Origin of the sequence: Variovorax sp. NFACC27, assembly GCF_048301545.1 — a bacterium.
GTDB classification, from domain to species: Bacteria; Pseudomonadota; Gammaproteobacteria; order Burkholderiales; family Burkholderiaceae_C; genus Variovorax; species Variovorax gossypii.
The window spans coordinates 2,362,235-2,385,097 of the sequence record NZ_CP157613.1; the positions used below are offsets into that span (position 1 = coordinate 2,362,235).

18 protein-coding genes are annotated in these 22,863 nt (G+C 69.3%); 11 read left to right on the forward strand and 7 right to left on the reverse strand.

Annotated elements, in window-relative coordinates; translation table 11 throughout:
- The first annotated feature begins 109 nt into the window (after positions 1-109).
- From ABL840_RS11070 to ABL840_RS11085, 4 genes are read left to right on the forward strand one after another with little or no spacing between them, the layout of a single operon-like run.
- A complete protein-coding gene (locus ABL840_RS11070) occupies positions 110-1,402 on the forward strand; it encodes a glucoamylase family protein (protein ID WP_240652135.1) in 1,293 nt (430 codons plus the stop codon).
- Positions 1,399-2,805, forward strand: a complete 1,407-nt coding sequence (locus ABL840_RS11075) for a glycoside hydrolase family 15 protein (RefSeq protein WP_093301169.1) — start codon at positions 1,399-1,401, stop codon at positions 2,803-2,805. The genes ABL840_RS11070 and ABL840_RS11075 overlap by 4 nt, the downstream gene beginning before the upstream one ends.
- On the forward strand, positions 2,802-4,565 hold the full coding sequence (locus ABL840_RS11080; RefSeq protein WP_093301221.1) for an ABC transporter ATP-binding protein/permease: 1,764 nt from the start codon (positions 2,802-2,804) through the stop codon (positions 4,563-4,565). The genes ABL840_RS11075 and ABL840_RS11080 overlap by 4 nt, the downstream gene beginning before the upstream one ends.
- Complete coding sequence (locus ABL840_RS11085) at positions 4,562-6,859, forward strand: CocE/NonD family hydrolase (protein ID WP_093301167.1); 2,298 nt, start codon at positions 4,562-4,564, stop codon at positions 6,857-6,859. The genes ABL840_RS11080 and ABL840_RS11085 overlap by 4 nt, the downstream gene beginning before the upstream one ends.
- A 4-nt stretch (positions 6,860-6,863) precedes the next feature.
- Here ABL840_RS11085 and ABL840_RS11090 read toward each other — a convergent pair whose 3' ends face one another.
- Entirely contained in the window at positions 6,864-8,486 is a 1,623-nt protein-coding gene (locus ABL840_RS11090; RefSeq protein ID WP_093301165.1) for an alpha-amylase family glycosyl hydrolase, read from the reverse strand.
- 109 nt (positions 8,487-8,595) lie between these two features.
- Between ABL840_RS11090 and ABL840_RS11095 the strand changes: the two genes are divergently transcribed.
- From ABL840_RS11095 to ABL840_RS11125, 7 genes are all read left to right on the forward strand, one after another.
- Positions 8,596-9,522 (forward strand): LysR family transcriptional regulator, encoded by a 927-nt coding sequence (locus ABL840_RS11095; protein ID WP_093301163.1) that lies wholly within the window; start codon positions 8,596-8,598, stop codon positions 9,520-9,522.
- A 202-nt stretch (positions 9,523-9,724) separates the two neighbouring features.
- Positions 9,725-10,675, forward strand: coding sequence for an N-carbamoyl-D-amino-acid hydrolase (locus ABL840_RS11100; RefSeq protein WP_093301162.1), 951 nt, complete (start codon positions 9,725-9,727; stop codon positions 10,673-10,675).
- Complete coding sequence (locus ABL840_RS11105; RefSeq protein WP_093301160.1) at positions 10,672-11,400, forward strand: aspartate/glutamate racemase family protein; 729 nt, start codon at positions 10,672-10,674, stop codon at positions 11,398-11,400. Before ABL840_RS11100 ends, ABL840_RS11105 begins: the two co-directional genes overlap by 4 nt.
- Positions 11,401-11,464: 64 nt before the next feature.
- Positions 11,465-12,451, forward strand: a complete 987-nt coding sequence (locus tag ABL840_RS11110) for a Bug family tripartite tricarboxylate transporter substrate binding protein (RefSeq protein WP_093198914.1) — start codon at positions 11,465-11,467, stop codon at positions 12,449-12,451.
- On the forward strand, positions 12,451-13,911 hold the full coding sequence (locus tag ABL840_RS11115; RefSeq protein WP_093301158.1) for an N-acyl-D-amino-acid deacylase family protein: 1,461 nt from the start codon (positions 12,451-12,453) through the stop codon (positions 13,909-13,911). Before ABL840_RS11110 ends, ABL840_RS11115 begins: the two co-directional genes overlap by 1 nt.
- Before the next feature lie 41 nt (positions 13,912-13,952).
- Entirely contained in the window at positions 13,953-15,047 is a 1,095-nt protein-coding gene (locus tag ABL840_RS11120; protein ID WP_093301156.1) for an asparaginase, read from the forward strand.
- A 144-nt stretch (positions 15,048-15,191) separates the two neighbouring features.
- On the forward strand, positions 15,192-16,460 hold the full coding sequence (locus ABL840_RS11125) for a glutamate carboxypeptidase (RefSeq protein ID WP_093198925.1): 1,269 nt from the start codon (positions 15,192-15,194) through the stop codon (positions 16,458-16,460).
- A 43-nt stretch (positions 16,461-16,503) separates the two neighbouring features.
- On the opposite strand, the gene ABL840_RS11130 is transcribed toward ABL840_RS11125, so the two are convergent.
- The 6 genes from ABL840_RS11130 to ABL840_RS11155 all read right to left on the reverse strand — a co-directional run bounded on the left by ABL840_RS11130 (position 16,504) and on the right by ABL840_RS11155 (position 22,854).
- The gene (locus ABL840_RS11130) at positions 16,504-18,531 is read right to left on the reverse strand and encodes a DUF3300 domain-containing protein (RefSeq protein ID WP_418116246.1); all 2,028 of its coding nucleotides are present in this window, start codon (positions 18,529-18,531) and stop codon (positions 16,504-16,506) included.
- Between the two features lie 169 nt (positions 18,532-18,700).
- Entirely contained in the window at positions 18,701-19,288 is a 588-nt protein-coding gene (locus tag ABL840_RS11135) for a DUF3299 domain-containing protein (RefSeq protein WP_418116247.1), read from the reverse strand.
- Positions 19,289-19,357: 69 nt separating this feature from the next.
- The gene (locus ABL840_RS11140) at positions 19,358-20,620 is read right to left on the reverse strand and encodes an ABC transporter permease (RefSeq protein WP_093198930.1); all 1,263 of its coding nucleotides are present in this window, start codon (positions 20,618-20,620) and stop codon (positions 19,358-19,360) included.
- Positions 20,617-21,363 carry an ABC transporter ATP-binding protein gene (locus tag ABL840_RS11145; RefSeq protein ID WP_093301153.1) on the reverse strand — a complete coding sequence of 249 codons (747 nt, stop codon included), beginning with the start codon at positions 21,361-21,363 and terminating at the stop codon, positions 20,617-20,619. The genes ABL840_RS11140 and ABL840_RS11145 overlap by 4 nt, the downstream gene beginning before the upstream one ends.
- 4 nt (positions 21,364-21,367) lie before the next feature.
- Complete coding sequence (locus ABL840_RS11150; protein ID WP_093198935.1) at positions 21,368-21,949, reverse strand: DUF2796 domain-containing protein; 582 nt, start codon at positions 21,947-21,949, stop codon at positions 21,368-21,370.
- The gene (locus ABL840_RS11155; protein ID WP_093198938.1) at positions 21,946-22,854 is read right to left on the reverse strand and encodes a sulfurtransferase; all 909 of its coding nucleotides are present in this window, start codon (positions 22,852-22,854) and stop codon (positions 21,946-21,948) included. Before ABL840_RS11155 ends, ABL840_RS11150 begins: the two co-directional genes overlap by 4 nt.
- Between the last annotated feature and the right edge of the window lie 9 nt (positions 22,855-22,863).

The following is a 22,863-nucleotide window of genomic DNA, read 5'->3' on the forward strand; positions in this document are numbered from 1 at the left end:
AGGGGACCTAATGATGGCATGCTGCGGGTGAGGACCATCGGCCGTGTGGCGTCGATGCCTCGATGAAACCGGAAGTGACATGCCGGTACAACCACGAAAGGAAGCGTTCGTGCTGAAGGATGACAAGAGCCCCGGGGCACTGGCTGCCCTGCCCGATGAAGCCTTGATCGACGCCGTGCAGCGCCGGACCTTCCGCTATTTCTGGGAGGGCGCGGATGCCGCCAGCGGCCTGGCGCTCGACCGCCGCACGCTGGTCCGCGCCACGGGCGAAGACCTGGCCGACGAAAGGGTCGCGATCGGCGGCACGGGCTTCGGCATCATGGCCCTGATCGTCGCGGTGGAGCGCGGCTGGGTCTCACGGGACGCGGCGCTGGAGCGCCTCGGGCGCATGCGCGACGCCCTCTTTCGCGCCAGGCGCTACCACGGCACCTTCCCGCACTTCATGGACGGGGCGAGCGGCGAGACGATCCCGATGAGCCCCAAGGACGACGCGGGCGACCTGGTCGAGACCTCGTTCCTCTGCATGGGCCTGCTCTGCGCGCGCCAGTATTTCAACGAGGACACGGCCATGGTGCGCCGGCTGCGCGCCGACTTCGACACGCTGTGGCACGAGGTCGAGTGGAACTGGTTCACCCAGGGCGGGCGCGACGTGCTGTACTGGCACTGGAGCCCGAACCACGGCTGGGCCATGAACCACGAGGTGCACGGCTGGAACGAGTGCCTCATCACCTACTTCCTGGCGGCTGCCGCGCCGCGCCATGCGATCGACCCTCGGGTCTACCACCGCGGCTTCGCCTCGGGCCCCGACTTCCTCAACGGCCGCTCGTACCACGGCATCGAGCTGCCGCTGGGCCCGCCGAACGGCGGTCCGCTGTTCTTCGCGCACTACTCGTTCTGCGGCCTCGATCCGCGCGGCCTGAAGGATCGCTACGCGGACTACTGGGAGCTCAACAGCCGGCACGTGCAGGTCAACCGCGCGCATTGCATCGCCAATCCCCGGGGCTTCGCGGGCTACGGCGAATCGTGCTGGGGCCTGACCGCGAGCGACGACCCTGACGGCTATCTCGCGCACGATCCGAACAACGACAACGGCACCATCTCGCCGACGGCCGCGCTGGCCAGCCTGCCGTACGCGCCCGCCGAGGTGATGAAGGTGCTGCGGCATTTCCTCACCGCGCATGGCGAGCGCGTGTGGAGGGACTACGGCTTCGTCGACGCGTTCTGCGAGTCGCGCGGCTGGTTCGCGGACACCTACCTTGCCATCGACCAGGGCCCGATCGTCGTGATGATGGAGAACCATCGCACGGGCCTTCTGTGGAAACTGTTCATGAGCGTGCCCGAAGTGCAGGCCGGGCTGCGCCGGCTGGACTTCAGCAGCCCGCACCTGGAGTCGCCTGAGTGAGCTTCGGCGCGGCGAACCGGCAAGACCCGGCCTTCGAGGCCTGGATCGAGCGGCAGCTCTCGCATTCGGCGAGCGCGATGCTGTCGAGCATCTCGCCGGTGTCGATCGTCAAGCACCGCGAAGGCTTCGGCCAGACCGTGCGGCCGGTCGCCGGTGCCATCGTCGCCTCGCCCGTCCTCGGCAACTACGACCCGGACCCGGACTACTTCTTTCACTGGTTCCGCGACTCCGCCGTCGTCATCGATGCGCTGCGCCTGCTCCATGCCGACCGGCGCATCGGCGACGAAGCCTTGCGGCACCTGCGCGATTTCATCCGCTTCAGCCTGGCCCTGAACGGACTCGACGGCCGCGCGGTGACCGCGGTGCAGGACCGCAGGGCGCGCGTGGCGCCCGAACTCCTGCAGTATCTGCGCGAGGACCATGAGCTCGCAGGCGTCCACGGCGACGCGGTCGTCGCCGAGACGCGCGTGAACCCCGACGGCACGCTCGACATCCTCCGCTGGGCGCGCCCCCAGCACGACGGACCGCCGCTGCGCGCGCTGGCGCTGCTGCGCTGGGCGGGCGGCGGGCATCTCGATGCGGCACTGCTGGCCGAGGTCGCGCCGCTGATCCGCTTCGACCTCGACTTCACGCTGCGCCGCTGGCGCGAGCCGTCGTTCGACATCTGGGAAGAGGAAAGCGGCCATCACTACTACACGCTGCGCGTCTCGGCCGCGGCGCTGGCCGAGGGCGCGGCATGGCTGGAGGCGCAGGGCGAGACGGCGCAGGCGCAGCGATGCCGTGAAGAGTCGCAGGCCGTGCTGCGAGTGCTGGACGGGTACTGGGTGGATGAACGAGATGACGACGATCGCGCCCTGGCGCACGGCTACTACCGATCACGTGTTCTCGCGGACGCACGACCCAGCCCGAAGGCGCTGGACATCGCCGTGATCCTGTCGGCGATCCACAGCCTCGGCAGCGAGTTCGCGCATGGCCCCTCCGATGCGCGCATGCAGGCCACGCTGGAGCGGCTCGACGCGCTGTTCGATGAGGCCTATGCAATCAACCACGGCCGTGCCGCAGGCCGCGGCACGGCGATGGGGCGGTACGCCGGCGACGTGTACTGCTCGGGCGGCGCGTACTACTTCTCGACGCTCGGCGCCGCCGAGTTCTGTTTCCGCGCCGCGGCGGCGGAGGGCGACGACGCAGGCCGCTGGAGCCAGTGGATGGCGCGCGGCGACGCCTACCTGGCCACCGTGCGCGCATACACGCCGGACAGCGGCGACCTGTCGGAGCAGTTCGACCAGCACAGCGGCGCGCAGACCTCGGCGAAGCAGCTCGCCTGGAGCCACGCCGCCTTCATTTCGTGCGTCTCGGCGCGCCGCATCGCGGCCGCCGCCTCCAGGGCAACGCGGGGGCGATGAGCGCGAGGCCGGAAAACCATGTCGAGCCGGTCGCGAAGGCCGGCGTCTTCCGTCAGGTCGGCGAATTGCTGGGTGCCTTGCGGGTGTCCCCGGTCGCGAAGAAGCTTGTCGTGCTGATGAGTGCGATCGTCGTGGTGGTCGGGCTCACGGCGTACGGGCAGATCGAGCTCAACAGCTGGAACAAGCCTTTCTACGACGCGATCTCGAGGCGCGACCTGAGCGAATTCATCGTGCAGGTCGGCGTCTTCGCGGTGATCGCGGGCGCACTGCTGGTGTTGAACGTCGCGCAGAGGTGGCTGGGCGAGACCCTGCAGCTGAGGCTGCGCGAGGCCGTGGTCAACGACCTCGTGGGGCTTTGGCTGCAGCCGCGCCGGGCGTTCTGGCTGCAGGCCAGCGGCCCGATGGGTGCCCATCCCGACCAGCGCATGCACGAGGACACGCTGAAGCTGTGCGACCTGTCGGTCAACCTCGGCGTGGGCCTGCTGCAGTCGGCGATGCTGTTCGGCAGCTTCGCGAGCGTGCTGTGGGTTCTCTCCAAGGACTTCAGCATCTTCTTCAATGGCCAGGACCATGTGCTGCCGGGCTTCATGCTGTGGGCGGCGATCGCCTATGCGGTCGCCGGCTCGCTGGTCACCTACTGGGTCGGCAACGGCCTGATCTCGCGCAACGCCGAGCGCTACGCCCGCGAGGGCGAGCTGCGCTTTTCGCTGACGCGCATCAACGAGCACCTCGACGGCATCTCCCTGGCCGGCGGCGAAACCGACGAGAAGCGTCGCGTCGCCGTGCATTTCGGCGACGTGCTGCGCGCCACGTCGCGGGTGGTGCTGGGGCTGACCAACCTGACCTGGGCCACCGCGGGCTTCGGCTGGGTCACCGTCATCGCGCCGACGCTGGTGGCCGCGCCGCTTTACTTCTCGGGCAAGGTTTCGTTCGGCGGCCTGATGATGGCCGCCGCGGCCTTCACGCAGGCGCAGTCGTCGCTGCGCTGGTTCGTCGACAACTTCAGCATCATTGCCGACTGGCGCGCCACGCTGCTGCGCGTGACCGACCTGCGCCGGATGCTGGCGTCCGACGACCTGGAGGCGCAGGCCGGCGGCAGCCGCGTCGCCTACGAGGAGGGCGACGCCGGGACGCTCGCGATGAAAGCGCTCGAGGTCCGTTCCTGGAGCGGCCACGACCGGCTGGACGTTCCGGCGCTCGTCGTGCAGCGCGGCCAGTGCGCCCTGATCCTGGGCACGCCGGGCACCGAGAAGACCCTGCTGTTCCGGGCGATCGCGGGCCTGTGGCCCTGGGGCTCGGGAACGGTGCGCCGGCCCGACGGCGAGACGATCCACTACATGCCGCGCGGCACGCCCTACATTCCGCGCGGCACGCTGGCCGAAGTGCTGTCGTATGCGATGGAGCCGACGACCTACCCGAGAGAAGCGATGGTGGCCGCCCTGGAGAGCGTGGGCTTGCAGCGCCTGGAGCCGCTGCTGGACAGGACGGCCCGCTGGGAAAGCGAGCTCAGCATGGACGAGCAGCTGCGGCTGGGCTTCGCCCGCGTGGTGCTGCAGGCACCGCCCTGGCTGGTGATGGACGAAGCCTTCGGCGCGTTCGACGACGACACGCTCGAACTCATCGTCAGCGCACTTGGCAAGCTCACGCGCACGGGCATCATTCACATCGGCTCGGCCGGCGGGGCGCACGACCGGCTGTTCACGCAGGTGGTTCATCTGGTCAAGGCGCCGCACGCAGTTCCCGAGGAGCAGCGACCATGAGACGCCCCGTGTCGACCGTCAGCCGCGCGCGCCGCGCCCTCATGCGGGTGGTTCTCGCGCTGCCCGCCTGGCCCACCTGGTCCAGGGCGGCGGACTTCGGCTTCCGGCCGCCGCGCGACCCGGACGATGCCGCCGCCGAGGGCCTGATGCGGGACCTGGCCGAGCGCATCCTGCCGGTGTACCAGGACGCGGACAAGGATGCCTTCCTGGCCAACGTGACGGCCCTGCAGATCGTCAGCGGTGCCTACCGCGCGGCGCAGGACAGCAGTCGCTCCCTGCGCGAGCGCCGCAAGGGCAAGCCCTTCGACGGCCTGGTCGAGCGGGCGATCCTCGACGGCATCTATTCGAACGCGCGCATGCTCGAGGCGGAGGGGCGCGTCGGTTTCGCCGAGGCCTACGCGCGCTCGTTCCGTGAGCTGGTGTCGCCGCTGGACAACGCGCAGGCCCAGGCCATCATGACCCGGCTCGAAACCCCGCTGGCGACCTACAGGGAGCAACTGCGCCGGGCCTTCGACCTCTGGCGCGCGAAGGGCAGCCTCCCGGAGGCCGACGCCCTGGCGCTCGTGCGGACCTGGCTTTCCTACGATTCGCGCCGCAGCTTCAGTGCGCTGCTGCCCGAATTGTTCGCGGCGGAAAACCGCGGCCGCTACGTGGCGGAGGCCGACCTCAGGATTCCGGTGCGCGGCGGCGTCATCCATGCCAGCCTGGTTCGGCCCGGCCGCGCGGACACGGCCCTGCCGGCGCTGCTGCGCTTCACGCTCGACCCGGCCGAGGACGACGCGCGCCTGAGCGCCGCCAAGGGCTATGTCGGCATCACGGCGTACGTGCGCGGGCGCACGCCCGACGGCAAGGGCGCCGCGTGGCCGTTCGTTCGCGACGGCGAGGACGCCGCCGCCGTCATCGACTGGATCGCCCGGCAGGAGTGGAGCGACGGCCGCGTCGCCATGCTCGGCGACGGCTACTCCGGCTACGCCGCCTGGGCTGCCGCGCGCAGGAGACCGGCGGCGCTCAAGGCCATTGCCACCATCGCGCCGATGGCGCCGGGCATCGACTTCCCGATGGCGGGGCAGATCTTCCGCAACGCGATGGTCCGCTGGGCGCAGGAGCACGCAGCTGCCGAACCCCTGCCGGCCGCTGCCGGCGCCGACGCCGATGCGGGCCCCGATGCGATCTGGCAGGCCCTCGACGCGCGCTGGCACCGCGGCAATCGCCCCTACTGGGACATAGACCGCGTCCTGCTGGGCAAGCGCAGCAGGCTCGTCCGGACCTGGCTGACGCACCCGAGCCACGACCGCTACTGGCAGAAGTTCCTGCCGTCGGCGGAGCAGTTCGCGCGCATCGACATCCCGGTGCTGAGCTTCGCCGGCTACTTCGGCGCCGACGCCGGCGCGCTCTACTTCCACAACGAGCATCGCCGCAACCGGCCGCAGGCCGACACCACGCTGCTGCTCGGCCCCTACGACGCGATCTCGATCCGGCGCGGCACGGTGCCGGCGCTGCGCGGCTACACGCTGGACCCGGTCGCGCGCGTCGACCTGCCCGAGCTGCGCTACCAGTGGCTCGACCACGTCCTGAAGGGCGCGGACAAGCCCTCGCTGCTGCTGGACCGCGTCAACTACCAGGTGATGGGCGCGGACCGGTGGCGCCATGCGCCGGTGCTTGAGGCGCCGGAGCGCACCCGGCTGCGTTTCTATCTCGACACCCGGGGGCGAGACGAGCCGCACGGCCTGCTGCCGTCGCCGTCCGAGGGCGGCGGCAACGCGCGGCTCTCGGTCGACCTGGCCGATCGACGCGACGCGCGCATCCCGTGGCCGGACGCACTGCGCGCGAGCCAGCTGCCGGCGCGCAACAGCATCAGCTTCGTCAGCGACCCGCTGCCGGAAGACACCGAGATCGCCGGCAGCCTGCGCGGCGTGTTCGACATCACGCCCTCGCGGCAGGACATGGACTTCAACGTCTCGCTGTACGAGCAGACGGCGAGCGGCGAGTACCAGCTGCTGTTCGACCCCTACGACTTCCGCGCCAGCTACGCCGGCCATCGCGTGCGCCGGCGGCTCCTTCGGGCCGGCGAGCGTCAGCTGCTTGCGTTCACCACCGAGCGCGTGACGGCTTCCAGGCTCGCGGCGGGCAGCCGCATCGTGCTGCTGGTCAGCCTCAACAGGCGCCCCGACCGGCAGGTCAACTACGGCAGCGGCAAGGACGTGAACTCCGAAACCATCGCCGACGCGAAGTGGCCCGTGCGCGTGCGCTGGCATGCGCGCAGCTACGTCGAGATCCAGGCCGCCAAGTCCTGATTCGTCAGCGCGTCGCCGGACCCTTGCCGATCACGATGCCTTCGCCGGGTGCCAGCACCAGGGGGCCTTCGATCGATTCGGCGCGTTCGGGGTCGGTCGATGCCAGCACGACCGGCTGGCGCGGCATGTGCGGCATCAGCGTCTGTGGCATCGGCGCCGGGGTGGTGCCGAAGTTCAGTATCACCACCAGCCGCTGTCCTTCGCTGTCGCGCGCATAGGCGAGCAGCTCGTCTCCGGCCTCGAGCGCTTCATAGGTGCCCCGGTGCAGCGCAGGCTGCGCGCGGCGCAGCGCGATGAGGCGCCTGTAGAACGTCAGCATGGAGCGCGGGTCATGCGACTGGGCCTCGACGTTGTGCGTGGGCCAGTCGGCCGCCAGGCGCAGCCACGGCGTACCGGTCGTGAAGCCCGCATGTTCCGCGGCGCTCCACTGCATGGGCGTTCTCACCGGGTCGCGCCCGAGGCCCATGCCGGGCTTGTTCTTCTCGAACGGGTCCTGGACTTCGTCGGCGGGGATGGGGACGTCCGTCATGCCGATCTCGTCGCCGTAGTAGAGCGTCGGCGTGCCGCGCAGCGTGAGCAGCAGCATGGCCGCGAGCCGGGCCAGCCGTGGTCTGGCGCGGCTCGCAATGCGGGACTTGTCGTGATTGCCCAGCACCCAGTTCGGCTGGGCGCCGGGGGGCAGGGCGGCTTCGTAGTCGCGCACGAAGCGGCCGATGTGCGCCGCCTGCCACTCGGTCGAGATCAGCTGGAAGTTGAAGGGCAGCTGCAAACCTTCCGCATCGAGGCCGTAGTAGGCGACCAGCCGGTCGAGCGGCAGATAGAGCTCGCCGATCAGCACGCGCGACGAGCGGGCGTCGCTGAACTCGTCGACCACGCGGCGCATCTCCGCCACGATCGGTTGCACCTCCGGCAGGTCGGTGTTGTAGAGCATCGTCAGGCGCAGAAACGGGTCCTGGCCCTCGACGAAGTCCGGGTTCGGCGGGTTGTCGCGGAACTGTGCGTCCTTGACGATCTGCGAGAGCACGTCGACGCGGAACCCGTCGACGCCGCGCCGGAGCCAGAAGCGCAGCACTTCGTACATCGCGGCGCGCACCTCGGGGTTGCGCCAGTTGAGGTCGGGCTGCTCCTTCAGGAACGAATGGGCGTAGTACTGGCCGGTGGCCGCATCGAAGGTCCAGGCCGGGCCGCCGAAGTTGCCGAGCCAGTTGTTGGGCGGTCCGCCGTCCGGCGCCGGGTCGCGCCAGATGTACCAGTCGCGCCGCGGATCGCCGCGCGAGCTGCGACTCTGCGCGAACCACGGATGGCGGTCCGACGTGTGGTTGGGTACGAAGTCCAGGATGAGCCTGAGCCCCCTCGCGTGGGCCTCCCGCACCAGCGCATCGAAGCTATCGAGCGTGCCGAAGCGCGGATCGATGTCGCAGTAGTCGGAGATGTCGTAGCCGAAGTCGGCCATCGGCGACGGGTAGATCGGCGAGATCCAGACGGCATCGACGCCGAGCGAGACCAGATGATCCAGCCGCTCGCGGATGCCGTCCAGGTCGCCGATGCCGTCGCCGTCGCTGTCCTGGAACGAACGCGGGTAGACCTGATAGACGATTCCATGCTTCCACCAGTCGTCGGCTGACATTGCGATCCCCTCATGCCCGGTTTGCATCGGTCCATTGTCTCCAGAAAGCGGGCGGGACATCAGCGGGGACCCGCTGGCCCCCCGGCGGGCCGATATCGGAAAATCAGGCATGAACCTGCGACAGATCGAGGTATTCCGTGCGGTGATGATCACCGGCTCCGTCAGCGGTGCCGCACGGCTGCTCCACGTTTCCATTCCTGCCGTCAGCCGGCTGCTCTCTCATACCGAGACCCGGCTGGGCTTCCTGCTGTTCGAACGGGTGAAGGGACGCCTGCATGCGACTGCAGAGGCGCGGCGCCTGTACCTGGAAGTCGAGCAGGTCTACGGGGGCGTGCAGCGCATCGGCAGCCTTTCGCACGAGCTCGCGCTGCGGCGGCGCAGCCTGCTGAGCATCCTCTCGAGCCCCAGCATCGGGCAGACGCTGGTGCCGCTGGCCATCGCGCAGCTGCGCAACGCGATGCCCGACGTGCAGGTTCATTTCCATTGCCTCACGCACGAGGCCTTGAAGGAACGCATCCTGCAGCAGCGGGCCGACCTGGGCATTTCCACCTTTCCGGTCGACCATCCGAACCTCGCCACCAAGCCGCTGGCGAGCAGCCGCCTGATGTGCATCTGCCCGCGCAACCACCCGCTGGCCGGATACGAGGAAGTCGGCCTGGACGAGCTGCTGCCCCACGAGTTCATCGGCTATCCGCACGGCTCGCCGCTGGGCCTGCGCATCGACCAGATGTTCGCGACCCGCGATGCCGCGCCGCGCATCAGCGTGGAAGTCACCTCGCCCCAGTACGCCTGCTCGCTGGTGCATGCCGGCGCGGGCATCGCGCTGGTGGACGAGTATTCCCTGCAGGGCTGGCTGGGGTCGCATTTCATGGCGATACCGGTGCGCGACGCGCTTCCGATCGTGGCCGACCTGGTGTACCTGCAGACCGAGCCGCTGTCGACCGCGGCCCAGGCGCTGCTGCGTGCGCTGCACAGCGTCCTGCTGCAGCGCGGGCTGGCCTTGCCGCTCGCGGACGACGACGAGATTCTGCGCTGAACCCCAGGGCGCCCGCCGCCCGGGCACCACTTCGCGCGGCTTTCCGTGCCCTGCGCCGGTGCAGGCCCGCGCGTGCGCACCATCGCAAGGCAGGCCTTTAGCACGCTGTTAAACCCAAGCGACAAATCGGCATTCGACGTCGCGCGAACCGCTTCGAATAATCGATTGCACCGGCAACACGGTAGCAACGAAGAAGGTTCAAATGACATCGCGCCCAGGCTCTCCCCCTCGTTTTCTCGGCCTCGCCGTCGCCCAGATGGGCCCGGTCCACCTGTCCGACAGCCGGCAGTCCGTGGTGGTCCGCCTGGTGGACATGCTGCGCCAGGCCCACAGCCGCGGCGCGGAGTTCGTGACCTTCCCCGAGCTCGCGCTCACCACCTTCTTCCCGCGCTACTGGATGACCGAGGAAGACGCCCACGAGCGCTTCTTCGAGCGCAGCATGCCGGGCCCGGTGACGCAGCCGCTGTTCGACGAGGCCCGCAGGCTCGGCGTGGGCTTCTATCTCGGCTACGCGGAGCTCACCGAGGACGGGCGCGGCTTCAATTCGGCGGTGATCGTGGGGCGCGACGGCAACATCGCTGGGCGCTACCGCAAGATCCACCTGCCGGGCCATTCGGAGCACAAGCCCGAGGCTCCCTTCCAGCATCTTGAAAAGAAGTTCTTCGAGGTCGGCGACCTGGGCTTCCGCGCCTTCGACACCGACGGCGTGCGCATGGGCATGTGCCTGTGCAACGACCGCCGCTGGCCCGAGACCTACCGCGTGATGGCGCTGCAGGGCGCCGAGGTCGTGGTGCTCGGCTACAACACGCCCTCGCTCAACATCCACTGGAACGAACCGACGCACCTGCGCACCACCACCCACCTGATATCGCTTCAGGCCAACGCTTACCAGAACGGCATCTGGGTGGCCGCGGCCGCCAAGTGCGGCTCGGAGGACGGGCACCACATGATCGGAAGCTCCGTGATCGTGGCGCCGACCGGCGAGATCGTCGCTCGGACGGTGAGCGAGGAGGACGAGGTGATCTGCGTGCGCGCCGACCTGGCATTGGGCGCGCACTTCCGCGAGCACGTCTTCAACTTCGCCAAGCACCGCCGCCCCGAGCACTACCGCCTGATCGTCGAGCGCACCGGCGCCGGAGATCCGCTGCCATGAGCGGGCTGCCCGCATCCGCGCCGAGGGCGCTGGGCATCCTGGGCGGCATGGGCCCGCTGGCCGGCGCGACCTTCGCGCTGCGGATGGTGCAGCTGACCGAAGCGGCGGTCGACCAGGACCACATTCCCACGATCCTGTGCAACGACCCGCGCATTCCCGATCGCTCGAGCGCCATGCTTCAGGGCGGCGAGAGCCCGCTGCCGGCCATGCAGCGCGGCATCCGCCTGCTGGAAGCGGCCGGCGCCGGCTGCATCGCCGTGCCCTGCAACACCGCGCACCTCTGGTTCGACGACCTGAAGGAAACGACCCGGCTGCCGGTGCTGAACATCGCCGAGGCGGTGGTGCAGAACCTGCGACGCCACGGAATCCTGCGGGGCACGGTGGGCGTTCTCGGCACGCCGGCCACGCTGGCGCTCGGGCTCTACCAGCGGACGCTGCAGCAGGCGGGGTACGAGGCGATCGTTCCCGAACCCGACGAAGTGCGGCGCCACTGCGTGGCGTCCATCGCCGCGGTGAAGGCCGGCCGTCTCGATGCCGCGTGGGAGCCGGCCGCCGGCGGCATCCGGGCATTGGTGGCGCGCGGTGCGAAGGCCGTGGTGCTCGGCTGCACCGAGCTGCCGCTGGCGGTTCCGCACGACAGGCGCGGCGAGTTCGATTGCGTGCTCACGGACTCCATCGATGCCCTGGCGCTCGCGGCGATCGCGCACTGCCGCCAGAAGAACTGAAGCCGCCGCAGCCGGGATCCGCGCCCGCGCATTTCCATCCACTTCCAAGAAAGAACTCCTTCCGATGACTCTTTGCAAGTTCTCCCGCCCGATGGCCGCGCTGGCCGCCGCCTTCGGCCTGCTGGCAACTTCGGCCCCGACGTGGGCCGCATGGCCCGACCGGCCCATCACCTTCGTCGTGCCCTCGGCGGCCGGCGGCTCGCCCGACGTGCTCTCGCGGCTGGTGACCAACGAGGTCTCGAAATCGCTCGGCGTGCCGGTCGTCATCGAGAACCGTCCCGGCGCGGCAGGCAACATCGGCATCATGCAGATCAAGAGCAAGCCGGCCGACGGCTACACGATCGGCTACGGCAACGTCAACACGCTGGCGGTCAACCGGACGCTCTTCAGGAAACTGCCCTACGACGTGGAGCGCGACCTGGTTCCGGTGGCCCAGGCGTTCGACCTCTACAACGTGCTGATCGTGCCCAAGGACTCGCCCATCCAGGACGTGTCCGGGCTGGTGGCTGCGGCGCGCAAGCAACCGGGCAAGCTGTCCTTCGGCGCACCCGGGATCGGGACCACCGGCCACATGGGCGGCGAGCTGTTCCGCAGCATGGCCGGCATCGACGTGCTCTTCGTGCCGTACAACGGCGGCCCGGCTGCGCTGCAGGACCTGATGGGCGGGCGCATCGACTACCTGTTCGCCAACTCCTCCGAGGTCGGCCCGCTGGTCGCATCCGGCAAGGTGCGCGCGCTCGCGGTGAGCAGCGCCAGGCGGATCTCCCTGCTGCCGAGCGTGCCCACGCTGGACGAAGCGGGCATCAAGGGCTACGAGACCGTGGCCTGGGGCGGCGTGGTCGCGCCGCGCGGCACGCCGCGCGAGGTGATCGAGAAGCTCAATGCCGCGATCAACGCGGCGCTGGCCACCCCCAGCGTGCGCGAGGGCCTCGCCAAGCTGGGCGCCGTGCCGGCCGGCGGCACGCCCGCCGACTTCCAGCGCACCATCGACCGCGAGACCAGGCGCTGGGGCGAGCTGATCGAGCGCAACCGCATCGAGAAGCTCGACTGATGGCGGGCCTCTCGACCCCATCGCGGCCGTTGCTGCTGCTGCGTGGCGGCACGGTGATCGACGGCAGCGGCGCACCGCCGCGCCGTGCGAACGTGCTGCTCGAGGGCGACACCATCGCGGCCATCCTGGCGCCTGATGCCGAAGTCGCCGGCGCCGAGAGCATCGAGCTCGACGGACTGGCCGTGGCGCCCGGCTTCATCGACTCGCACACGCACGACGACGGCTACCTGCTGGCCCACCCGGACATGGTGCCCAAGGTCTCCCAGGGCGTGACCACCGTGGTGACCGGCAACTGCGGCGTGAGCCTGGCGCCCGTGCCGCCGGGCTGCCCGCTGCCGCAGCCGCTGGACCTGCTCGGGCCGCCCGAGCTGTTCCGCTACCCGACCTTCTCTGCCTGGATGGACGCCCTGCGGGCGGCTCCCGCGGCGGTCAACGTTATTCCCCTCGTGGGGCACGCCAGCCTGCGCGTGAGCACGATGAACGACCTGCAGCGGCCCGCGACCCCGGAAGAATGCGCCGGCATGCGTCGGCTGCTGGCCGAAGCGCTGGATGCGGGTGCGTTCGGAATGTCCACCGGCACTTTCTATCCGCCCGCGCAGCACGCCACCACCCAGGAAATCATCGACATCGGCGAGACGATGCGAGGCCGGGGAGGGATGATCTATGCGGTCCATCTGCGCGACGAATCCGACCGGATCGACGAAGCGATCGAGGAAGCCCTGGAGATCGGGCGCTCGCTCGCGGCACGCGTCGTGTTCTCGCACCACAAGCTGGCCGGCGAACGCAACCATGGCCGGTCGGTGCAGACCCTTGCGCGGATCGAGGAGGCCGGCGCGATGCAGCCGGTCTGCCTCGATTGCCATCCCTATCCGGCCACCTCGACCATGCTGCGGCTCGACCGCGTACGGCTGGCGCGCCGCACGCTCATCGCCTGGTCCAAGGGCGATCCCTCGGCCCAGGGCCGCGACTTCGCGGAGCTCCAGCACGAATGGGGCCTGGACGACGACGCGATGCTGCAGCGGCTCGCCCCCGCCGGCGCCATCTACTTCCTGATGGACGAGCGCGACGTCGAGCGCATCCTGGCGCACCCGCGCACCATGGTCGGCTCCGACGGGCTGCCCTTCGACCCGCATCCGCATCCTCGCCAGTGGGGCACCTTCACGCGGGTGCTGTCGCGGCTGGTTCGCGACAAGGGCCTGCTGACGCTGGAAGCAGCCGTCCACAAGATGACCGGCCTGGCCGCGGCCAACTACGGCTTGCGCGACAGGGGCCTGCTGCAACCCGGCCTGCGTGCCGACCTGGTGGTCTTCGATCCGCAGCGCGTGACGGACCTCGCGACCTTCGACAACCCCGTCCAGGCCAGCCGCGGCATCGAGGGCGTCTGGGTCAACGGGCAACGGGTCTGGGACGGACAGCGCGCCACCGGCCTGCGGCCGGGCAGGGTGCTCGAACGGCACTGATCCGGGCTTTCTCTTCCTCCTTCCTTCAAAACCGTCGAATCATGAACCCCAAGAAAATCGCCTTGACGTTTCTGGCAGCCATCGGCCTCCTCGGAGGCGCCGGGCAAGCCACCGCGCAAACGCAGACGCAGACACCGGCCAAGCCCAACGTGGTGATCCTGGCCACGGGCGGCACCATCGCCAGCCGGGGCGCGGACAGCCTGGCGCTCACGGACTACGGGCTGAGCAAGGGGCTCAAGCCCGTGGGCATCGAGGCACTGGTGGCCGCCGTGCCCGAGATCGAGAAGTTCGCCAACATCACGGGCGAGCAGATCTTCAATGTCGGCAGCTCCAAGCTGGGCATCGACAACTGGCTCACGCTGGCAAAGCGCACCAACGAAATACTCGCGTCGAAGAACGTGGACGGCATCGTGATCACCCACGGCACCGACACGCTCGAGGAAACCGCCTACTTCCTCAACCTGGTCGTCAAGAGCGCGAAGCCCGTCGTGCTGGTGGGCTCCATGCGTCCGAGCACCGGCATGAGCGCGGACGGCCCGCTGAACCTGGTCAACGCGGTGGCGCTGGCCGCGAGCCCCGCGGCCAGGGACAAGGGCGTGATGGTGAGCATGAACGAGGTGATCAGCAGCGCGTTCAGCGTCACCAAGACCAACACGACCAACGTCGCCACCTTCAAGAGCCTGGACGGCGGGGACCTGGGGTACATGCAGAACTCCACGCCGTTCTTCGTCGCGCAGCCCCTGAAGCGGCACACGGTGCACAGCGAGTTCGACGTGTCCGGCCTGCAGAAGCTGCCGCGCGTGGACATCAACTACACGACGCTGGGTTCCGACGGCGTGCTCGTCGACGCGGCCGTGGCCGCCGGCGCCAAGGGCATCGTCAACGCGGGCGTGGGCCATGCGAACATGCCCGACGTCACGATGCAGAGCCTGAAGGCCGCGCAGCAGAAAGGCGTGGCCATCGTCGTCGGTTCCCGCGCCGTGAGCGGCATCGTGACGCCGACCGGGCAGTTCGCCGAAGCCGGCTTCGTGACCTCGATGATGCACACCACGCAGAAGGCGCGGATCCTCCTGATGCTGGGGCTGACCAGGACCAACGACCCCAAGGAACTCCAGCGCATCTTCGAACAGTACTGAGTACCGGGGGCGGGACTGAATCCCGGCACCTGACAGTCTCACAGCCTCGCAGCCAGCCGCGGTCGCGGCGTGTCTCCGATTTGCTCGTCATGCGGGGGCTCCTGGCTATGCTGTGCGCCGTCATCCACTCCCGAGAAAAACACCATGACCTTGCGTTTGCCCTCCTTTCCGCTTCGTTCCATGGCCCTGGCCTGCGGCCTCGCGCTCGGCGCCGCCGCCGGTGCGCACGCCGCGCCCGATGCGAAGCTGCTCGCCGCCGCCGAGAAGGCGCAGCCGGCGGTGATCGACAACCTCAAGGAAATGGTGCTGATCGAATCGGGCAGCCTCAACGTCGACGGCCTGCTCAAGATGGCCGACGTGGTGGAAGGCCGGCTGAAGGCCGCCGGCTTCAAGACCGAGCGCCGCAAGGCCACGGCCGGCGCGGGCGCCGACATCGTGATCGGCACTCTCAAGGGCACGGGCAAGCGAAAGATCATGCTGCAGGGCCACATGGACACCGTGTACGCGGCGGGCATCCTGGGCAGCCAGCCGTACAAGGTCGACGGCAACCGCATCTACGGCCCCGGCATCGCCGACGACAAGGGCGGCCTGGCGGTCATGCTGGCCTCGGTGAAGATCCTGGCCGACGCCGGCTGGCGCGACTACGACACGCTCACCGTGCTGATGAACCCCGACGAGGAAGTGGGCTCGGTCGGCTCGGGCGAACTGATCGCGACCACGGCCGACCAGCACGACACGGTGCTCTCGTTCGAGCCGACGGCCGCGAAGTCGGTGGTCAAGGGCGAGTCGCTGCTGCTAGGCGCGGCCGGCATCGCCACCGCCACGCTCGAGGTGAAGGGCCGCGCATCGCACGCGGGCGCCGCGCCCGAACTGGGCCGCAACGCTCTGTACGAGCTGTCGTACCAGATGCTGCAGACCAAGGACCTTGCCAAGGACATCCCCGGCGCCACGCTCAACTGGACCGTGGCGCGCGCCACCGGCCCGCTCAACCAGATCACCGAGAAGGCGCAGGCGCAGGGCGACATCCGCATCACGCAGCCCGGCGCCGAGAAGAAGCTCGCCGAGGCGCTGCAGGCGAAGATCGCCTCGGGCAAGCTGATTCCCGACACCGAGACCACGGTGAAGGTCGAGGTGGGCCGCCCGGCCTTCATCGCGGGCGACAAGGGCCGGGCTCTCGCCGAGAAGGCGCAGGCCATCTACAAGGAAATCGACCGCGACCTCGCGCTGGCGCCGATGACCGGCGGCGGCACCGACGCGGGCTACGCGGGCCGTTCGGGCAAGGCCACGGTGGTCGAGAGCTTCGGCCTCGCGGGTTTCGGCTACCACGCGCGCGACGAGTACATCGAGGTCGACTCGATCGTGCCGCGCATCTATCTCGTCACGCGCCTGCTGACCGAGATCGGCAAGAACTGAGGCTGAGGGTGCGCGCCGCCGCCCGGGCGGTAGCGCGGGCGCGCTATTGCTGCTGCTGCCTGGGGTCGCCGGGCCGGCGCTGCTGGTGCTGTTGTTGCTGTTGCCGTGCGGCGGCCGCGGCAGCCATGCGTTGCTGCTGTTGCTCGGCCTGCTGCTGCTGGTGTTGAGCCTGTTGCTGCGCCTGCTGCTGTGCGCGGGCCTGTTGCTGCTGCATCTGCTGCTGGCGCTGTTGCTGCATGGCCTGCATCTGCTGTTGTTGCTGCGCGCGCGCGGCCTGCTGCTGGGCCTGTTGCTGCGCCTGCTGCTGACGGCGCATCTGCTCCTGCTGGGCCATCTGCTGTTGCTGCTGGCGGGCCTGGTTCTGAGCCTGTTGTTGCTGCATGGCCTGCTGGCGCTGGATCTGTTCCTGTTGCCGCTGGGCTTGCTGTTGCGCACGCGCCTGCTGATCCGCCTGCTGCTGGCGACGCATCTGGTCCTGCTGCGTCTGCTGTCGGCGTGATTGTTCGAGCTGGGCCTGCTGCTGGCGTTGTTGTTCCTGCGCGGCCTGTTGTTGCTGGCGCTGGTGTGCGAGCTGTGCCTGCTGGCCCGGCTGCTGCTGTTGCTGGGGCTGCATCAGGCCACGCGCCTGCCTTGCCTGCTGATCGCGCGCCTGTTGCTGTGCTTGCTGCTGGGCCTGTTGCTGGCGGCGCACCTGCTCCTGCTGGGCTGCCTGCTGTTGTTGCTGGCGGGACTGGTCCTGCGCCTGGCGTTGCTGCATTGCCTGCTGGCGCTGGACCTGTTCCTGTTGCCGCTGCTGGGCTTGCTGCTGCGAACGCGCCTGTTGTTGCTGCTGCTGCGCGAGCGCGGCCTGCTGCTGGAGGCGCTGTTGCTGCTGCGCCTGTTGTTGGGCCTGTTGCTGCTGGGCGAAGAGAGCCCGCTGTTGTTGCTGCAACTGTTGCGCGGCGCCCGGGCCCGCGGCGAAATTGGGCGGCGCTCCCGGCGGCAACACGCCGCGCGGTCCGGCATTGTTGTTGTAGACATTGACGTTGCGCACGTTGTTGACCACTGTGGTCGAGCGCGAGACGTAGGTGCTGTTGTTGTAGACCACCGCGGGCCGCGCGAAGGCCGGCGCCACCGGCGCGGGGCCGCGGTCGCGGTCACGCCAGCGCGGCGCACCCCAGTTCATGTTCCACGAATGCCAGCCCCAGTCGTGGCGCTCGAGCGCGGCGCCCACGATCACGCCCGCGCCGAACGCGAGCGCGCCGGCGGCAAGCACCTGGCCGCCGCTGTAGCCCGGCGACACCACCTGGACAGGCGGCGCGTAGGCATAGCCCGGATACACCGGCTGCGGCGCGCCGTAGATCACCTGCGGGTCGTAGGCAGGCACGTACACAAGGTCGGGCTGCATCGGCTCGATGGTGATGAACTCCTGCGGCGGCTCGATCACCGCCGGGCCCGCGTACACGGGCTGCAGGTCGGGGGCGGGCGCGTAGTTCGGAGGCGGCGCGTCGGTGACCACGCGCATCTTGTCGTTGTTCTTGAGCCGGCCCGCCTTCGCGGCGCGCTGGCGCATGACCTGGATCGCGTTCATCACGTCGGCCGGGTCGTTGTAGTAGGCCTGCCCGAGTGCCTGGGTCCACGGAATGTTGCCGGCCATCTGGTCGATGACGGGGCGGAACGCGGTGAGCGACTTCACGCTCGGGTCCCAGGGCTGCTGGTTGGCCGCGTCGGCCAGCGGGCCGGCCTTGAGGTTGCGGTTCTGCGCGAGCCATTCGTGCGCCGCGGTGATCTGGTCGGGATAGGTGGCGCCGGCCAGGATCTGCGCCACCAGCTTGTCGGGATAGAGCGCGATGGGTGCGACCATCTCGTAGAGCTTGTCGGCGCTGGGCGGCGTGTAGGCGGCCGGTACGGGGGCGGCGGCAGGCGGCTGCGTCTGCGGCACGGAGGGCGCGGGGATGGTGGTCGCCGGATCCTGCGCCGAAGCAACGGCCGCGGGGGTGTTCGAGGGGGACTTGTCGCAGCCTGCGAGGACGAGGGCGCCGATGCACAGCGAGATCGTCAACAGCCGCGGGGCGGTGGGGAGATTTGTCATCTGGATTTCCATGAAGACGCCGGCGTCGTGCCCGGACTTCTTCAACGGAGCGCGGCGGCAGGCGATGACAGAGCCTGCGCCGCGGATGCAACGGTCTGTGTCGGTTCCGTGCCGTCAAGCCTGTCGGCGCAGAACCACACGGCCCGGAGGCCGCGACCTTCCAGGTCTTCTACTTCGAGCCGCCGGTGTACTTGGTGACGGTGGCGGCGCTCACGTGGTAGCCGCTCACGCCCATCATCGAATCGTTGCGCAGGGTCTGAAGCTTGCCGGTGACCCACACGGTGTCCATGGCGCGGAACTTGGCTCCCTTCTGCGGCACCACGTGCAGGATCTGGTTGGCCGGCGGCGGCGGCGTGTGGATGCAGGCGCCGAAGTAGGGCACCAGCAGGAACTCGGTGACCTCGCCCTTGGCTTCTTCCAGCGGCACGATGAAGCCGGGGATCTTGATCTCGGTGCCGTTCATCGCCGGATTGGTCGGCGCGTTGTTCGACACCTCCTGCATCTTCATGAGCAGCTCGTTGGCGCGCGGATCGCCGTCGTCGAGCGCGCTCAGGTCCATGCCCTTGAACTCCTTGGCCGGGTCCCAGTCCTTGGGCACCAGTTCTTCCCAGGTGATCTGGCGCGGCTGGCCCGGCGCGGCCTTGGCCGCGGCAGCAGGTGCGGCCTTGCCGCCCAGCGGGTTGGCGGCGGTGGTGTCCTTGGGCGCGGGCTCGGCGGCCCAGGCGGCAGCGGCGAGGCCGGCGCCTGCGAGCAGCATTGAAAGCCGCGTGAAAGCTTTGCTCGTGGACAACGTCGACAACGTCTTTTCTTGTGCGAAGGGCATGGTTCAAATCCTCGGCGAGAGGCCGTCTGCAAGGGAGAGGCGATAGGCGCGGATGCCGGGCAAGAGGCTCGCCAGCCATCCGGCGACCAGCAGGCTTGCCATCAGCAGCCATTCGTTCAGTGTAGGTTCTGAGAGGCTCAGTGTCAGCCCGAACTGCGACTGCAGCCATGGCGAGAGCAGGGCGATGCCGAGCACCGCCATCACCAGGCCCAGCGCAACGCCAAGCACGGTGACCAGCGCGCCTTCGAGCGCGAGCAATGCCAGCACATGGCGCAGGCCCGCACCGACGGCGCGCAGCACCGCGAGTTCGCGGCGGCGTTCGTTGAGTCCGGCCATCACCACCGACACGAGTCCTGCGAGGCTCACCAGCGCGACCAGTGCCGACATCAGCAGCAGCGCGTTCTCGCCGATGCCGATCACGCTCCACAGTTCATCGAGCGCCACGCCGGGCAGGATGGCCATCAGCGGCTCGCCGGTGTAGGTCGAGATCCAGCGCTGCACGCCGAACACGGCGGCGCGGTTCTTCAGGCCCACCAGCACGGCAGTCACGTTCTTGGGCGTGAGGTCGAACTTGCGCACCTGCTCGGCCGGGATGTGCACGCCCGGCATCGGTGCGCCGCCCACCCATTCGAGATGGATGGCTTCCATCGCCGCGAGGCCGATGTGCACCGTGCGGTCGACCGGCGTGCCGGTGCGCGCGAGCACGCCGACCACGGTGAAGGGCTTGTCCGCGTGCTCGGCCACGTTGAGCTCGCCGCTGCCGTGCGCGAGCGTGATCTTCTGGCCCACGTGATAGCCGAGCTTGTCGGCCACCTCGGCGCCGACCACCGCGTCGAACAGCTCGCTGAAGGGCTTGCCCTCGCGCAGCTTCAGCGTCTGCCTGTCGCCGTAGCGGAAGTGCGTGAAGTAGTCGGTGGAGGTGGCGAGCACAGCGAAGCCGCGATGCGAATCGCCCAGCGACAGCGGCACGACCCAGTCGACGCCCGGATGCGCGGACAGCGCCTGCACGCTCTTCCACGAGATGTTGTTGGTGGCCGCGCCGATGCGGAACACCGAGTACAGCAGCAGCTGCGTGGAGCCTGTGCGCGCGCCGACGATCAGGTCGGTGCCCGAGACGGACGACGCGAAATTCTCGCGCAGCTCGGTGCGGATGCGCTCGACGCCGAGCAGCAGGAATGTAGAGAGCGCGATCGAGAACACCGTCAGCGCGAGCGTGAAGCGCCGGTTCCAGGCGCTGCGCCATGCAATGGAAAAGAGTGCTTTCATGCGTCCACCGCCATGGCGCTGGTGGCCGCGCGGTTGATTTCGGGAAGCAGCACGTGCCGCGCGAAGCGCTGCGCGATGCGCTGGTCGTGGCTCACGAACACGAGCGCGCTGTGGTGCTCGGCGCAGGCCGTGAGCAGCACGTCGAGGAAGGCTTCGCGCCGGTCTTCGTCGAGCGCGGAGGTGGGCTCGTCGGCGATCACCACTTCGGGCTGGCCGATGAGCGCGCGCGCCGCGGCCACGCGCTGCTGCTGGCCGACCGAGAGCTGCAGCGCCTGGCGCTTCCACAGGTTGCGGTCCAGGCCCATCTGGTCGAGCAGGTGTTCGGCCTCGCCGCGCGAGCTGCCGCTGCGCGATGCGTTGGCCTCGCGCCGCTGCGAGAAGCGGCAGGGCAGAAGCACGTTGTCGATCACGCTCAGGTAAGGCAGAAGATTGAACTGCTGGAAGATGTAGCCCACGTGCGCCACGCGGCTGCGGTCGCGCTGGGTGCCCGAGAGCTTCGACCAGTCGTGGCCCAGCAGCGCGACGCGGCCTTCGTCGGCCACCAGCACGCCGGCCAGCAGCGACAGCAGCGTGCTCTTGCCGCAGCCGCTCGGGCCGTGCAGGAACACCGATTCGCCGGCTGTGATGCGAAAGGCCTCTATGTCGATGCATGGCGCCTTGGCGGCCGGCCAGCTGAAGCGCAGAGCCTCGGCGGCGAGCACGACGCGCAAGGCCGAGGTTTCGGCCTGTGGAAGGTCGTTCACGGTGTCACTTGCCCCAGCTCAGGCGTGCGGGCTGGGCCGCCTGCGCACCGGCGGGTCGCTTCAGCTGGCGCTTGAACTGGCCCTGCGCGGTGGCGATCTGCGAGTCGATCTGGCGCAGGCCCTTGAATGCACCGAACAGGTTCAGGTCGATGAACTTCGCGGCGGCCGCGTTGGTGCAGTTGAAGGAGAAGGTTGCGTCGAGGTCGGCATGGCCGACGGGCTCGCTGGGATCTGGGTTGCCCAGGCCCAGCGCGCCGGAGCGCAGGTCGACCGGCCCCAGCTTGCAGTTGGCGGCCGGGTCGACGATGAAGAGCTTGTCGGCCGCGCGCAGCTGGGCGACGGCGTCTTCCACGATCTTCTTCTCGGCGTCGGTCTTGGGGGCGCGCTCGAAGCCGACGATGTTGTCGAGCGGGGATTCCATGTCGATCACCACCGTGGGGCCGTCGACGGCCACGTCGAGCTTGAGCTGGCCGTGCACGTGTGCGTGCTGCTGCTGGGCCTGGGCGGTGAGGAACGGGGCGGCCGCGAACATCGCGGCGGCTGCGATTGCGAGACCGGTGGTACGTCGGAGTCGGATGTGCTTCATGGTTCAGCGCCTTGCCGGGTCGGCAGCCCCGGCGTATTGCTCCATTCGCTCCAGCTGCCGGCATAGAGCGCGGTCGTCCCGAATCCCGCGATCTGCATGGCAAGCAGATTCGGCACGGCGCTCACGCCGCTGCCGCACTGGTGGACGACGGTCGCCGCGTCGCGTCCCGCGAGCAGCGCTTCGAACTCGGCACGCAATTGCGATGCCGGCTTGAACTTGCCGTCGGGGCCGAGGTTCTCGGCGAAAGGCCGGTTCAGGGCCCCGGGGATGTGACCGGCGATCGGGTCCAGAGGTTCCACCTCGCCGCGGTAACGTGCACCGGCACGTGCGTCGATCAGGTTCTGGTCAGGCTGACCCAGCCGGCGCACCACCGTGTCGGTGGTGACGAGCCTTGCAATCGGCTCGCCTGCGACGAAGTTCGACTGGAAGCGCGCGGGCTCCTCGCGGCTCGTGACTTCGCCGCCCGCGGCCTGCCAGGCCTGCAGTCCGCCGTCGAGCACGGCCACGGCGTCGTGGCCCATCCACTTGAGCATCCACCACAGGCGGCCGCAGTAGTTGGCGCCGTTGCGGTCGTAGACCACGGCCTGCATCTCGTTGGCGAAGCCGACGCTGGAGAGCCACGCCGCGAACTTCTCGCGGCTGGGCAGCGGGTGGCGCCCGCCCGAGGCGGGAGGACCTTCCTCGGTTGCCACGACCACTTCGCCGTGGGCTCCGGGAGCGCCGTGCTTCGCGCTGAGGTCGGTGTCGAGGTTGGCGTAGAGCGCGCCCGGAATGTGCGCGGCCTCGTACTGCTGCGCACCGGCTTCGGGCTTCATGAGGTCGAAGCTGCAGTCGAACACCATGAAGGGCTTGCCGCCGGCCTGCAGCTGCCGGAGTTGTTCGACGGAGATGAGGGTGGTGTACATGGCGCTTGC